Origin of the sequence: Candidatus Vicinibacter proximus (assembly GCA_016713905.1) — a bacterium.
Classification (GTDB): domain Bacteria; phylum Bacteroidota; class Bacteroidia; order Chitinophagales; family Saprospiraceae; genus Vicinibacter; species Vicinibacter proximus.
The window spans coordinates 654,882-669,058 of the sequence record JADJOE010000003.1; the positions used below are offsets into that span (position 1 = coordinate 654,882).

8 protein-coding genes and 1 tRNA gene are annotated in these 14,177 nt (G+C 37.3%); 3 read left to right on the forward strand and 6 right to left on the reverse strand.

Going from position 1 to position 14,177, the window contains the following annotated elements; genetic code table 11:
• The first annotated feature begins 37 nt into the window (after positions 1 to 37).
• From IPJ83_11065 to tnpA, 3 genes are all read left to right on the forward strand, one after another.
• Positions 38 to 2,107 carry a SprB repeat-containing protein gene (locus IPJ83_11065; GenBank protein ID MBK7881083.1) on the forward strand — a complete coding sequence of 690 codons (2,070 nt, stop codon included), beginning with the start codon at positions 38 to 40 and terminating at the stop codon, positions 2,105 to 2,107.
• Between the two features lie 59 nt (positions 2,108 to 2,166).
• Positions 2,167 to 2,240 (forward strand) — tRNA-Arg (locus IPJ83_11070).
• A 1,970-nt stretch (positions 2,241 to 4,210) separates the two neighbouring features.
• The gene (gene tnpA, locus IPJ83_11075) at positions 4,211 to 4,678 is read left to right on the forward strand and encodes an IS200/IS605 family transposase (protein MBK7881084.1); all 468 of its coding nucleotides are present in this window, start codon (positions 4,211 to 4,213) and stop codon (positions 4,676 to 4,678) included.
• Positions 4,679 to 5,236: 558 nt separating this feature from the next.
• Here the strand turns inward: tnpA and IPJ83_11080 are convergent.
• From IPJ83_11080 to IPJ83_11105, 6 genes are all read right to left on the reverse strand, one after another.
• The gene (locus IPJ83_11080) at positions 5,237 to 6,622 is read right to left on the reverse strand and encodes a tyrosine phenol-lyase (GenBank protein ID MBK7881085.1); all 1,386 of its coding nucleotides are present in this window, start codon (positions 6,620 to 6,622) and stop codon (positions 5,237 to 5,239) included.
• Positions 6,623 to 6,673: 51 nt separating this feature from the next.
• On the reverse strand, positions 6,674 to 7,414 hold the full coding sequence (gene ric / locus IPJ83_11085; protein ID MBK7881086.1) for an iron-sulfur cluster repair di-iron protein: 741 nt from the start codon (positions 7,412 to 7,414) through the stop codon (positions 6,674 to 6,676).
• 386 nt (positions 7,415 to 7,800) lie between these two features.
• On the reverse strand, positions 7,801 to 10,371 hold the full coding sequence (locus IPJ83_11090; GenBank protein ID MBK7881087.1) for a DUF4062 domain-containing protein: 2,571 nt from the start codon (positions 10,369 to 10,371) through the stop codon (positions 7,801 to 7,803).
• A 414-nt stretch (positions 10,372 to 10,785) separates the two neighbouring features.
• A complete protein-coding gene (locus IPJ83_11095) occupies positions 10,786 to 11,562 on the reverse strand; it encodes a response regulator transcription factor (GenBank protein MBK7881088.1) in 777 nt (258 codons plus the stop codon).
• A gap of 125 nt (positions 11,563 to 11,687) precedes the next feature.
• The gene (locus IPJ83_11100) at positions 11,688 to 12,749 is read right to left on the reverse strand and encodes a histidine kinase (GenBank protein ID MBK7881089.1); all 1,062 of its coding nucleotides are present in this window, start codon (positions 12,747 to 12,749) and stop codon (positions 11,688 to 11,690) included.
• Positions 12,746 to 13,795: a histidine kinase gene (locus IPJ83_11105; protein ID MBK7881090.1), complete on the reverse strand. Its 1,050-nt coding sequence runs from the start codon at positions 13,793 to 13,795 to the stop codon at positions 12,746 to 12,748. Before IPJ83_11105 ends, IPJ83_11100 begins: the two co-directional genes overlap by 4 nt.
• Between the last annotated feature and the right edge of the window lie 382 nt (positions 13,796 to 14,177).

Here is a 14,177-nt window from a genome sequence, read left to right on the forward strand (position 1 = left end):
CCAAATTATGTAACTTCATTGTTTAATTGATAAAAGTATGAAACAATTTGTAGTGTTAGGGTTGATTTTGTGTGTTCCTATTTTCGGTTTCTCACAACCAATCAAAATCTGGAATAAAATCTTCGGGGGCAGTCAGGGCGATTATTGTAATGAAATGGCCATATATGAAGACAGTTTGATCGTTGCGGTAGGCAAATCCAATTCACCCAATCTTGTAAACAAGGGACTTGACGATGCAGCTATATGCGTTTTTACACCTCAAGGTGTATTAAGGCACATTAAAACATTTGGTTCTCCGTCCAACGATTTTCTGAATTCATTTGCCTATCTCCCGGGTGGTAATTTGATGACGGTCGGCACCATCAATGGCAAAGGTGGGGATATTGCCAACATACACGGCTTGCTAGATGGTTGGATCATGGTCTATGATCCCAAGAAAAACATGAAGGTCTGGGAAAAGAATTTTGGTGGAACCAATAACGACCAGATCAATGATGTCTATTTTCTGGAACCTGGCAAGGTCATATTTGCAGGCGCATCCAAATCCACCGATAGGGATATGACTGCCAATAAAGGCGGATTTGATGCCTTGGTAGGCACCATTGACGAAGCAGGAAATGTAGTGAGAAGCAGAAATCTGGGTGGAACCAAAGATGAATTTGTAAAAAAGATATTAAGGGCCGATGGGGCTAATTTTTTCCTTTTCGGAGAAACCTCTTCCAGTAACGAAGGTGATTTTACCGGCTTGACCAACAAAGGTGGGAAAGATGTTTTTGGTGTAAAATTGAACAGGAATTCCAATCAACTCTTGAGTTTAATCATAGGCGGACCCGGGGATGATCTATTTGCAGATGCCGTAGGTTTTGAAGACGGATCAGCCATTTTGTTTATCAACACCAGCATGAAAGGAGGAGATATTGATAGCATCAAAGGTGGAAAAGATATCATTATGGTTAAAATTAAAAGCGATGGTAAAATTCTTTGGAAAAAACCACTCGGTGGAACCAAGGATGATGAAGCAGTAAAAGCAATCCTGGATCAAGACAACAATATTCTTTTGTTATGTACTTCATTTTCAAACGATGGAGATTTGGATGGTAATTACGGAGATAAAGACGTAGCCATGATGAAATTGGACACCAGCGGAAATGTACTTTGGGCCAAGCATTACGGAGGTACTAAAGGGGAGACTGCATCTTCTATGGCTACAGACGGTATGGGAAATACTTATTTTATGGCTACCAGTTTCAGTACCAATAATGATTTGCCGGTTACCAATACCGTGCCTCCGGATTTTTGGACACTGAGATTGTATGAATGTCCACTCATTGTGACCAATTATACCAAAGATGCCTGCATAGGGGATACCCTGACCATAAATGGTAAAGCATATTATCAGGGCAATTCATTTGGCGCGGATACCATGAAAGGAAAATCTTATTTGGGTTGTGATTCGTTGATTAATGTTCTCGTAAACTTCAATGGGGACACCAGAGAATTTTATTACGATACCCTTTGTAATGAATCCACCAGCACCATCAATGGGGTGTTCTTTGATAAAAATAAAACTACCCATACCTTCGAACTGACAAATCAATATGGGTGCGACAGTACCTTGTTAGTAGAACTTTATTTTACTGAACCACTCAGTCTGAAAGATTCTGTAATTGTAAACGACAACGGGACCACCAATGGTAGCATCAGAATCGTTGTGCAAGGTGGAACAGCCCCATATGCATACAACTGGAGTAATGGATTTAAATCAAGCCAGATTGTAAATTTGAAGGCAGGAGTGTACAGTTTGACGATAACAGATGCCAGATCCTGCATTCAGACTTTTAGTTTCACCATCAAATCCACTGTAGCCACAGATGACCCGAAGACCAACCTGGTAAGTTATTCTATGGACGATGCTGCGATTAAATTCAGTTCAGCGGAGAAGGTAGAATCTTTTGTGGTATTCACTTTGAATGGCCAAAGTGTATTGTCTCAAAGTGTTCAAAGTCAGCAATTTAGCATCCGAAGGAACCAAATGCCAAAAGGCATGATTTTAGTACAGTTGCATCATGAATCTGGTAAGGTCACCAGCTTAAAATTGATAAATTAATTAAGCCTGAATTCGTTAAAAATCTTATATTTGCGCCTCCAAAATTTTTGGAGGTTAATGGTCTCGTAGCTCAGCTGGATAGAGCATCTGCCTTCTAAGCAGAGGGTCTCAGGTTCGAATCCTGACGGGATCACTGGAATGCCTTGTAAATGTAGATTTACAAGGCATTTTTTATTTTTGCCACCCTATTTGCTACCCTTTTTATAAATACCAAGGATTGGCTACAAAGGTAAAAACGGAGTGTTAGCCTTAAAATCTTCATAATATAGATGGTAAAAATATAAGGATAGGGGCGGAGCCCTGGCAATAAAATCTAAAAGATATCAGGGCTAACGCCCCTCATTAATTTACGAAAAACATTTTGCTATGAAAATATCAGGGCTAACGCCCCTCATTAATTTACGAAAAACATTTTGCTATGAAAATATCAGGGCTAACGCCCCTCAATAATTTGCAAAAAACATTTTGCTATGAAAATATCAGGGCTAACGCCCTCAATAATTTACGAAAAACATTTTGCTATGAAAATATCAGGGCTAACGCCCCTCATTAATTTACGAAAAACATTTTGCTATGAAAATATCAGGGCTAACGCCCCTCAATAATTTGCGAAAAACATTTTGCTATGAAAATATCAGGGCTAACGCCCCTCAATAATTTACGAAAAACATTTTGCTATGAAAATATCAGGGCTAACGCCCCTCATTAATTTACGAAAAACATTTTGCTATGAAAATATCAGGGCTAACGCCCCTCAATAATTTACGAAAAACATTTTGCTATGAAAATATCAGGGCTAATGCCCCTCATTAATTTACGAAAAACATTTTGCCATGAAAATATCAGGGCTAACGCCCCTCAATAATTTGCGAAAAACATTTTGCTATGAAAATATCAGGGCTAACGCCCCTCAATAATTTGCGAAAAACATTTTGCTATGAAAATATCAGGGCTAACGCCCCTCAATAATTTACGAAAAACATTTTGCTATGAAAATATCAGGGCTAATGCCCCTCATTAATTTACGAAAAACATTTTGCTATGAAAATATCAGGGCTAACGCCCCTCAATAATTTACGAAAAACATTTTGCTATGAAAATATCAGGGCTAACGCCCCTCATTAATTTACGAAAAATATTTTGCTATTAAAATATCAGGGCTAATGCCCCTCAATAATTTACGAAAAACATTTTGCTATGAAAATATCAGGGCTAACGCCCCTCAATAATTTACGAAAAACATTTTGCTATGAAAATATCAGGGCTAATGCCCCTCATTAATTTACGAAAAACATTTTGCTATGAAAATATCAGGGCTAACGCCCCTCGATTTTTCGATAAAAAATAAAAGCGGGGCGTTAGCCCCAAAATCTTGGTAATTAGGAGAGCAAAAATAAAAATAGAGGGGCGTAGCCCTGACATCATAATTACGAAAATATCAAAGCAACGTCATATGAATTTAAAAAAATATAAAACGGGGGGTAGCCCCAAAATCTTCCTAATTAGGAAAGTGAAAATGAAAATAAAGGGGCGTAGCCCTGACATCCAAACAACGAAGATGAGAGGGGACCTTCATTTGAATTTTCAAAAAATAAAATGAGGCATTAACCACAAAATCTTAGTATTTTTGATTGATGAATGAATAAACACTAAAAGTCAAGATATGGAAACCCTAATACTCCAAAAAAATATTTATATTAGATTTTGTTTGCTGATGAAAGTGAAGAAACCTAATGAACAAATTGAAAATAATAAAATAGGGGCGTTAGCCCCGGTATCTTCATATTTTTAATAGATGAATGAATAAACACTAAAAGTCAAGATATGGAAACCCTAAAACTCCAAAAAATATTTAATTCAGGTTTTGTTTGCTTATGCAAATGAAGAATCCCAATGAACAAATTGAAAATATTAATGTAGGGGCGTTAGCCCCAAAATCTTCGTAAGAGGGGCGTAGCCCTGACATCAAAACAACTAAAATACCAGAGCAACTTCATCTAAAATTGAGACAAACAAAAATTTTAAGTGTTAACTACAAAATTTTCGTAAATTTGGTAACGAGAACAAGAATTAAAAGCAATAACCCTTACACTTTAATATATTATGGCAAACACCTATACCCAATTATACATGCAATTTGTTTTTACTGTTAAAGGGAGACAAAACCTTATCAAAGAAGCCTTTCGGGAGGAATTAGAAAAGGTGATGTGTGGTATCGTGACCAATCACAAGTGTAAAACCTATGCTATCTATTGTAATCCAGATCATACGCACATTTTTGTTGGAATGGATCCAACAATGTCGGCCTCGAAACTCATGGAACAGGTCAAGTCGGGATCATCGAAATGGCTTAATGAAAAAAAATACATTCCAGGGATATTTGCATGGCAGAAAGGATATGGCGCTTTTTCTTATTCTAAATCAGATATTGACAATGTGGTGAGATATATTTTAAACCAACCTGAACATCATAAAAAGAAACCGTTCAGGGATGAATATTTGTTACTCTTGAAAAAATTTAATATTGATTATGACGAAAAATATTTGTTTGAATATTATGAATTGAAATGATGTCATGGCTAACGCCTCTCCTCCAATTCACACAACACATTTTGCTACGAGGATGTAGGGGCTAACGCCCCTTAAATTTCAACAAATATAAGGAACGGGGCATTAGATTAAAATCTTCATAATTATAAAAGCAAAAATATAAATAGAGGGGCTTAGCCCTGACATCTAAACTGCGAAAATTCCAGAGCAACTTCATCTGAAATTGTGGCAAACAGATAAATAGGACTTTAACCACAAAATCTTAATAATTATGAAAGTAAAAATATATAATTAAGGATTCCGTAATCTAAATTTTCAATAAATAAAAATTGGGGTGTTAGCCCCTAAATCTTCATATCAAGGAAAGTAAAATAAAAATAAAGGGGTGTAACCCTGACATCAAAATCACGAAAATATCAGAACAATGTCATCTGCATTTAAATAAATATAAAACGGGGTTTTAGCCCTACAATTTTCATAACTTGTAATACAAAATAAATAAAAGGGCGTAGCCCTGACATTACAACGAATTATAAAATTTATACATTAAATTTTGCTTTCAAATACCTTTCAAAACATCTACTCCATCCTCTCAAACTTCGCCTGGAAGAATCTTAGGTATTTTGGTTCGTATACCATTTTTAACCCTTTGATTTTATGACGTTGTTCATATACCCGGCAGGTGGATTCAGCAATGACATCCATGTGCGCCTGGGTGTACACCCGTCGGGGAATGGTAAATCTGACCAACTCCAGTTTTGGAAAATAATTGTCACCATTGGCTTTACGACCGGCGGAGACAATGCCCCTTTCCATGGTGCGGACTCCTGAGTCCAGGTAAATTTCAGCGGCCAGTGTCTGTGCAGGAAACTGCTCCTGAGGGATGTGAGGGAGGAATTTTTTTGCATCTACAAAAATGCCATGACCACCAATGGGCTTCACAATAGGGATGCCATATTCCATCATTTTTTCGCCCAGATAAATAACCTGACCAACCCTGGCTCGGATATGTGCGTCACTTACACTCTCGCTGATCCCAATCGCCATGGCTTCCATATCTCTTCCTGCAAGCCCACCATAAGTGTGCAGCCCCTCATACACGACGACCATGTTCCTGGCTTCTTCAAAGACATCCCAATCATTGACTGCTAAAAAGCCGCCAATATTGACGAGTGCATCTTTTTTTGCGCTCATGGTGGCGCCGTCGGTTAAATTGCAGATTTCCCTGACAATCTCTTTAATTGTCTTGTTTGCGTAACCTTTCTCTCTTTGCTGAATGAAATAGGCATTTTCTGCCACACGGGTCATGTCGTGTATGATCTTTATCTTATGCTTCTTGGTGAGGGTTCTGAGCTCTTTTAAATTTCGAATACTGATGGGTTGTCCGCCGGCCATGTTTACACTGGTAGCGATGCTGATATAGGGAATTTTGGCAGCACCGTATTTTTTGATGAGCCGCTCAAGTTTGTTGAGGTCCACATTTCCTTTGAATGGAAACTCATTTTCAGCATCGTGAGCCTCATCAATGATGATGTCTTCAAACTTACCTCCGGCAAGTTCCTGATGGAGGCGGGTAGTGGTGAAATACATGTTTCCGGGGATGATGTCGCCTTTTTTGATCAGTATTTTGGACAGTATATTTTCAGCACCCCGCCCTTGATGAGTCGGAATTAAATATTTGTAACCGTACACGTCGCGCACCACCTCCTCCAAATGAAAAAAGTTGCGACTGCCGGCATAGGCTTCATCACCCATCATCATGCCGGCCCATTGGCGGTCACTCATGGCAGACGTGCCGCTGTCGGTCAACAAGTCAATGTAGACGTCCTCGGATTTTAGTAAAAATGTATTGAAACCGGCTTCCTTTAGCGCTTTTTTCCTTTGAGCAGGGGTGGTCATTTTTAACAATTCCACCATCTTTATTTTATAGGGTTCTGCCCAACTTTCTTTTACGTCTTTTTTCATAGGATTTTGTGTTTTGATAAGTTTCTTACGTCTTTAAAGTTTTAATAAACCTTAATGTTGAAGATGCAAGGCATGAGATTCATTCTCCAGCTCGATGGCTTTAGGGAACAGAATGTTGTTTTCCAAATGGATATGAAGGTGTAGGTCCTTTTCAAAGTCTTTCAACATGGAATAGCAGACCCTGTAGGTGGTACAACCATCTTCCGGTGCAGTGTAACCATTGCTGAGTAATGACATTTTTCTAAATCTTTCTCCTTCGACATCGTGTTCCTGCATCATCATTCGGATGGGGTTTTGGACATTTCCAAAGCCTGGACTCATGTGCTCATCAGGGTTCACTCTTACAGATACCAGTGATCGCACATATGGGAAAAGTATCATTTCCTCTTTCTTCATGTGTGCCTTTAACTCCAGAGCTGATTCATTGAATTCCTTGTTGATTTCATACAATTCAGGGTGTCTGCCGCCATGAACTTTGCACAGTTTATCCAAAAACTGTATGATTGCCGGACTGTTCTGCAGAATATACCGGTGGTGTTTTTTCTCAATGTAGTCTGCCAATAAATCCAATGGCCATTTTTGAAAATTCATGGCGCTATTACCCGGAACTTTACAAGCCAGCTTCAATTCTTTGCTTAGTTCCTGTGCGGAGATGTTTTTTTGTGTGCAAACTTCTTCAATCGTCTTTCCTCCTTTACAACAAAAGTCAATGCCATATTTTTCGAAAACGCTTGCTGTTCGATAGTCCTCCGCAACGAAATGCCCTATTGTGGGGGAAGTTAAATTTTTCATGATCTTTAATTTTTAGATGATATAATTTCATTTTTCACTGGATGAATGTTCGGTTCTTCAATTTAATCTAAAGAATGATCCTGCAAATTTACTATTCATTTTAATAGTGGATCTTTATGTCCGATAAATGTTTATCATCTAGCGGGATGATAATTATTAGGGTTTGAAATCCGGTGATCAGGAAATTTAAGATGTATGTGGACTTAATTTTATTGAACTTTTGGCGGATATTTTTTTTTAAAAAATCCAAATAAGGCGAGGAATGGATTACCTCGTATGGAAGAATTCAGATTCTAAAGTGGACATGCAATGTAGAATTAAAATTACTTGATCTTACGGCATCGATGTCGTTGCCATTAGTTGCAGAATTTAGGCCTATTGCCATTTTATTTTTCCATGGCAAAGCTGACCATTTTGTCGATATTCATTTTGGTCCCTTCTGCCCAGGAAGCAGCAAATTCTTTAGGATCCATGAGACTATGCACCTTGTTCTTAGCATCCTCAATTACTGCCTCCAGATCATCCCATACAGGCATATGGGTAGAATTTCTTAAATAATTGACCGCACCCAATAAAGTTACTGCATGATCAAATTTGTTTTCATTAATGGAAACCAGTGCCCAAATTTCAAGTGACCAGGCCAATGCTTCGTAGAAGTGCAGACTTTGGCTGAGCAAAATGCTTTCGCGTAAATAATTCTTGGCATCCGCATTTTTTTCCATGACCTCACACAATGCAAATCCGCTTAAACATATGATCACGGAAATCTCATTGTGATCCTCTTTTGCCAAAGCAATGCTTTGACGATAATATTCTTTTGCTTCTCCGGTCTTATTTCCAAAATAAATGGAATTTCGGCCCAATCCACTTAACGCAAGGCTGATGCCGGTAGTCAATCCAATTTTCTTATACTTCTGGAGACTTATCTGAAGTTGTTGTTCTGCCAGCTGATATTCCTTTACAATGGTAGAAACAATCCCTGAAATCAGTAAGGCTGTTGCCACCAATTCATCATCTTTTTGATTTTGTATCAATTCAAGATTTTTTAATAATGTGGCCTGATAGGTAATGAAATCTCTTTGGAGGAATGACATGATGCCTACATTCGTCACCAGTAAGGAGAATGTTCTCTCATCCAGTGGTAAATTCCATAATTGATATTGTTCCCAGGCCTTTTTCAACCACGCATATCCTTCTTTTGTGTGAGCGTTGACCCACCAGAACAGCCATAAGTTCCAGGATATTTCAATTAGTTTTTGTAATTCATTTTGTTCAAGGAGGTAATCCAATACTTGGCGGATATTGGGATGCTCTTTTTCTAGTAAAGACAGAGCTTCTGTTTGATCAATTTTATTTTGTTGAAGTTTGAGCGCTTTCAGTGATCCGATATAATAATCTGCCTGCTGCAGTTTTAACTTATTCAGCTTGTTTTGTTCAGTTAGTTTTTCAAGAGCAAATTCTCTGACACTTTCCAACATTTGAAATCGGACATTGATCGATTCATCCTGTTTGGTGATCAGACTTTTATTCAGTAAGGAATCCACAAGTCCAAATACATCATCATTAAGATCAGATGCCAATGATTCAATCGTTTGCAATAGGCAACCTGCATTGAACAAACTCATTCGCAGTAGTAATTCTTGTTCGGTTGGATTCAATAATTCAAAACTCCATTCTATGGTCCTTCGAATAGTCTTTTGTCTGTCCGGAATATCTCTAAAGTTTCCTTTGAGTACATCCAGTCTGTGATTCAGTTTTTGCAACAGAAGTTGCGGACTAAGCATATTAATTTGGCCTGCTGCCAATTCTATAGCCAGGGGTAAACCTTCGAGTCTGTGGCAGATCTGAAAGATGGTTTCTCTGTTTGAATCCATCATATCAAACTCTGGCTGAACAGCTTTTGCTCTTTTTATAAAGAGTTCTACAGCGGGGGGCAAATGGTTAGGATCATTTTCGCTGTATTCGGATATTTCATCTTTTAACGCGGGTACTAAAAATACTTGTTCGTAAGAAAGGGACAGACGTTCGCGACTGGTTACAATGATTTTTACTTTTGGAGCAGCGTTGAGTAATTCATTTACTACAGTTGCGGCTTCAATAATTTGTTCAAAATTATCGAGTACCAACAGGAGCTCCTTGTCTTGCAAAAATAGTTTCAAGCTGTCTATTGTATTCCCTGCAGAAACTTTAATGCCCAAATTGTAACAAATAGTTTCTGCAACCAGCATTGGATCCTTTACAGGTGCGAGTGGAATAAATGCAACTCCGTCTTTAAAGAAATTTTCTGATTGCCTTGCCCCTTCAATGGCTAATCTGGTCTTGCCAATACCACCAGGTCCAAAAAGTGTGATCATTCTTGTCTCAGGATTTTCGAGAACGTGTTTCATTTGCTCCATGCAATGTTCTCTTCCAATAAGCGTATTTGGGGAAGCAGGTAATGTGTGGATAAGTTTTAAATCATTAAGTTTATGATGTAAGGTTAGGTTGAATCGCTCGGTGAGTAAAACAGCCAGGTCATTTACAATCAGATTGCCTAATTCTGCAGGATCTGAGAATGTTTTATAAGATACCTTGTCGTCCTTTTGAATTCTGTCCAATAATTCTGCTAGTCTGGGCTCTCTCTGACCTTCACTTTTCTTAATATAAATTAGTTTGGGCATACTTCCGGATAGGTTGTATTCATCTTCCAGTCCGGATATTTTTTCTTCCGGTGCAACCCAACCATATCGATCCCAATAAATACCGATAAATATCTGGCTTTGTGCCAAATATTCGCGGTATAAATTTCTTGGGGCATGTGGTCTGGCACCCAGTTCAAACATGACCGGGATTAAATGAATGTCCTGAATTGCTTTTTTTACAACTGCACGTTCTTCTGCCAACTCTTGTAGCGTTGAACTGATAAACACACGAAGCCTTTGATCCGGTGTTAAAATCTGAGAGGTTGAATTTTCCATGTAAAATTTGATTTAAAAAACTATTTCGTATTTGATGGTGCAAATTTATAGCAGCCTCTTTCTTAGCGTATGATGATTGTGTATGAGTTGTAATTATTTTATGATGAGTTGCTTTATTCATTGCTGATTTGTTGAAGGATGTTTTGTTTTTTATTTTGATAGAATTAGAGTGATCCAAAAATTTATCATAACAGGAGCGGTTCTCTTATGAATTAAATAGGGAAGTTCGTATTGAAATGTAGACTACTGCCTTTCACAAATTATCTAAATCTGGATCTAAATTGTCCTTCGAAAATTAAGTATTTTTCTCCCAGAGTGCCAGATGGGTAGTAACTAAATGAATCCATCGACTTGATGGGAATCTTGAAGGAATTGATTATTTAAAAGATGAGCTTAGGAAGTTATTTTGTAAAATCATTTACCCATCCACTCCTTAAAGTCACTGACTTTCTCCCGGCTTACAATGGTTTCTTTGTCAATGGCAGGGTTTAAAACAAGCTTCAGTCTGTTTCCAAAATAGTCGTTAATCTGGTCAATACTTTTAATAGCCACTATAAAGGCTCGGTTGATGCGAAAGAATTTGTCTGGATCTAACATTTCTTCTATTTCGTCCATCGAATAGTCAACCAAATACTTTTTATCATCCATGGTTTTGAAGAAGTTGAGTCTGTCTTCGCTGTAAAAGTATCTGATCTGTTCGATGTCAATTGATATTAATTTTTGTGCATGCTTGACCAGAAACCTTTTTCTGTATTCTTTGGGTTGGGAATTTTGTCGCAATTCATTCATCAATTGTTTGATGTTGATGACAGATTCTGATGGGTCTGGATGATCTCCTCTGAGCTTTTTAAATTTGCTCAGTGCAAGTTCTAATTCTTCCTTTTGGATTGGTTTTAGTAGATAGTCTATGCTGTTTACTTTAAAGGCTTTTAAAGCATATTCATCATAACTGGTGGTGAAGATGACCGGGCTTTTTACCTCAATCCGGTTAAATATTTCAAAACTTTGACCATCAGACAATTCAATATCCATTAATATCAGATCCGGATGTGGATGCTCTTCAAGCCAAAGAACCGATGAAGCAATACTGTCTGCTGTTCCTGTAATTTCAAGATCAGGATTTATTGAATGGAGTGTTTTAATTAATTTTTTTACTGCCAGGTCTTCGTCTTCAACAATAAATATCTTCATTTTTTTGTGGTTTGTCGGATGATGTTATATTTTCTTTTTAAATGTTGGTACAAAATTAATTGGTTGGTTGTAGGGCTATAATATTAATTGTATGAATTGGTGTGAGTGATTACCAAATTGTAATTTTAAATGGATGAAATGTTTTCACTTTTAGTTTGTATAAGCGGGATGGTCACTTTGAAGGTGTTGGCTAATTCTTCTATAGACACTTCGCCTTGCTTAAGTAATCGATACTTTTCTTTAATATTCGATAATCCTATTCCGGTGGATTCAAGCGTATTCATTTTTTTATTGAGATTATTTTCTACGACTATTCTTGCATCATCGGTTGTTTGTATGGACACATGGACTGGATTGGATTTGCTTACCACATTATGTTTTACAGCATTTTCCAGGAGAAGTTGCAGGCTTAGTGAGGGTATTTGTAGTTCCATATAGCCTGGGTGAACGTTTATGCTTAATTCAATTCCCCTTCCATATCTGGTTTTTAGCAATTTGAAATAGGATTTTATGAATTGTATTTCTTGTTCTAAGGTGCTCATGCCGCTTTCATTATTTCGGAGTAAATAACGATACACTTTGCTCAATTCGTCCAGAAATTTTTCCGCTTGTACCTTATCATCCGAAATGAGGGAAGACAGTGTATTGAAACAGTTGAACAAGAAGTGTGGATTGACTTTTCTTTTTAGTTGATTGAATTCCTGCTGTAGGCTTAATTGTTCGATGGTTTCTTTTTCTGCAGTAACTTCCTTGTATTTGTCAATAATATAAATCACCTCCCACAGGGATTCGAAAATAATATTGACGGTTAATCCGGCTAAATATCCGGATTTTAAATCTCCCGAATGGATTTGATAATCCATAATTTTGAAATAATCAAAAAAGTAAAAAATAAGTAACACCGATGGGGTCATTACAAGCAAATTAACCGGCAACTTATACAATACTCTTTTATAAGTTTTATCTATGGAAGGATACTTGCTTCTTAAGAAATAGTCATATACAGAGTGAGATCGCCAGGAAGCATATCCTATGAGGTATATTATCGGATAGCTTACCAACCATATTTTCCACTCATGAAATAATCTATCCTCATACATTATGTAGCTCAAACAAAATACAATAAAAGGCATAGAGAGCCAAAAGCCAGTAACCTGGTATTGCGGTACTTTTGGGAGTCTTATCATACCAAAATATTTTTTTGGAATAATGGCAATACAATGGTGCGATGCAGCCCTTCGTCTGTGATCTTTATGGTTTCTTCATTCAACAGTTTATATTTGTTGATTAGATTCTGCAGACCCTCATCATGATTCAAATTACTCAAAATGGTCTTTTCATGTACGGTATGCGTAATGATCAGTTCCTTGTCATCGTGAAAATTAATTTGAATGGTTAGGGGTTCCTTTTTATGAAGTGCGTTCGTGTAGATTATGTTTTCCAATATAACCTGCATGCTCAATGGAGGAACCAACAATCCTTTTGATTTATTTGTCAAATTGAAACTGGTATTTATAGCCATGCCGAATCTTGCTTTGGTAAGATATAAATATGATTGGGCAAATTTTAATTCCTCTTCTACGGGCACCAAATACTCATCATCACTCCTGAGTAAGTAACGGTGAACTTTCGTCATTTCATCCAGAAACCTCTCGGCTTCTGCTTCGTTTTCATGTATCAATCCCGATAGCGAATTAAAACAATTGAATAGAAAATGCGGATTGATCTGGCCTTTTAAGCCAAACAATCTGCTACGTTGGTAAGCGTTTTTGAGTTTTTCTTTTTCGGCCAAGGAATCTTTCCAGCGTTCCCAATTAGCCATTCCTTCATTTATAAATGTGATCACAGTACTCCAGACGCAACCATACAGGATGGTGTACCAAATCATATAGGGAATGGGCTTGCATGCAAATAGGTTGGTCTTCTCAAATAGAATAAACGCTCCTTTTACCGCACCGATGTTCATTAAATAGAAAAATGGCAGTAAGACACTTATTCTTTTGAATAAATCTCCGGCAGCTGGAAATTGACTTTGAATTCTAACTGCAACTGTTCCAAAGATTGCATAGATTCCAAAAAAGTAAACCGTACTATACAGGAAGCTGGTCAAAAACAATCCAAAAGAAGACAATATACAAGTGCCAAATATCAGGAGGTTCATGAAAATGATGTAGGGAAACATCACCCAAAGGAATACAATTGGTTCCTGCTTGCTGTACCTTTTTATGGCCATTCTGCAAAGGTATTTGATTTTTTAAGTCTTATTCTGGGATTAGAATAGGTTGTAGAAAATGATGTTTCAATTGTCTAAAATTGAGGATGAATCGTTATTGCTTTATATGACAAACTTTAGCAACTTTTTTCTTCTTCGCGGATTCCAGCCTAAATGCCAAGCCAAATTCATCTGGATGGTGAACATGTTTTATTGGTTTAGTAGGTTCAGGGACCTATTTTTGAGAGTCTATAAGCGGATATTATCAGGTGCTCTTCCACTTAAGTCAATTCTTCCTCATTTTCCAAACCAGCAGGTTTAATCATTAAAGAAGAATTGACAAGTGGATAATATATTATGACAAATAATTTCAATGATTAAAACTATTTATCGTCAAAAGGGT

Excerpts from the sequence above, each read along its gene's own strand:
- IPJ83_11065 (MBK7881083.1), top strand. The coding sequence starts at position 38 with ATGAAACAATTTGTAGTGTTAGGGTTGATTTTGTGTGTTCCTATTTTC.
- tnpA (MBK7881084.1), top strand. The coding sequence starts at position 4,211 with ATGGCAAACACCTATACCCAATTATACATGCAATTTGTTTTTACTGTT.
- IPJ83_11080 (MBK7881085.1), bottom strand. The coding sequence starts at position 6,622 with ATGAAAAAAGACGTAAAAGAAAGTTGGGCAGAACCCTATAAAATAAAG.
- ric (MBK7881086.1), bottom strand. The coding sequence starts at position 7,414 with ATGAAAAATTTAACTTCCCCCACAATAGGGCATTTCGTTGCGGAGGAC.
- IPJ83_11090 (MBK7881087.1), bottom strand. The coding sequence starts at position 10,371 with ATGGAAAATTCAACCTCTCAGATTTTAACACCGGATCAAAGGCTTCGT.
- IPJ83_11095 (MBK7881088.1), bottom strand. The coding sequence starts at position 11,562 with ATGAAGATATTTATTGTTGAAGACGAAGACCTGGCAGTAAAAAAATTA.
- IPJ83_11100 (MBK7881089.1), bottom strand. The coding sequence starts at position 12,749 with ATGATAAGACTCCCAAAAGTACCGCAATACCAGGTTACTGGCTTTTGG.
- IPJ83_11105 (MBK7881090.1), bottom strand. The coding sequence starts at position 13,795 with ATGGCCATAAAAAGGTACAGCAAGCAGGAACCAATTGTATTCCTTTGG.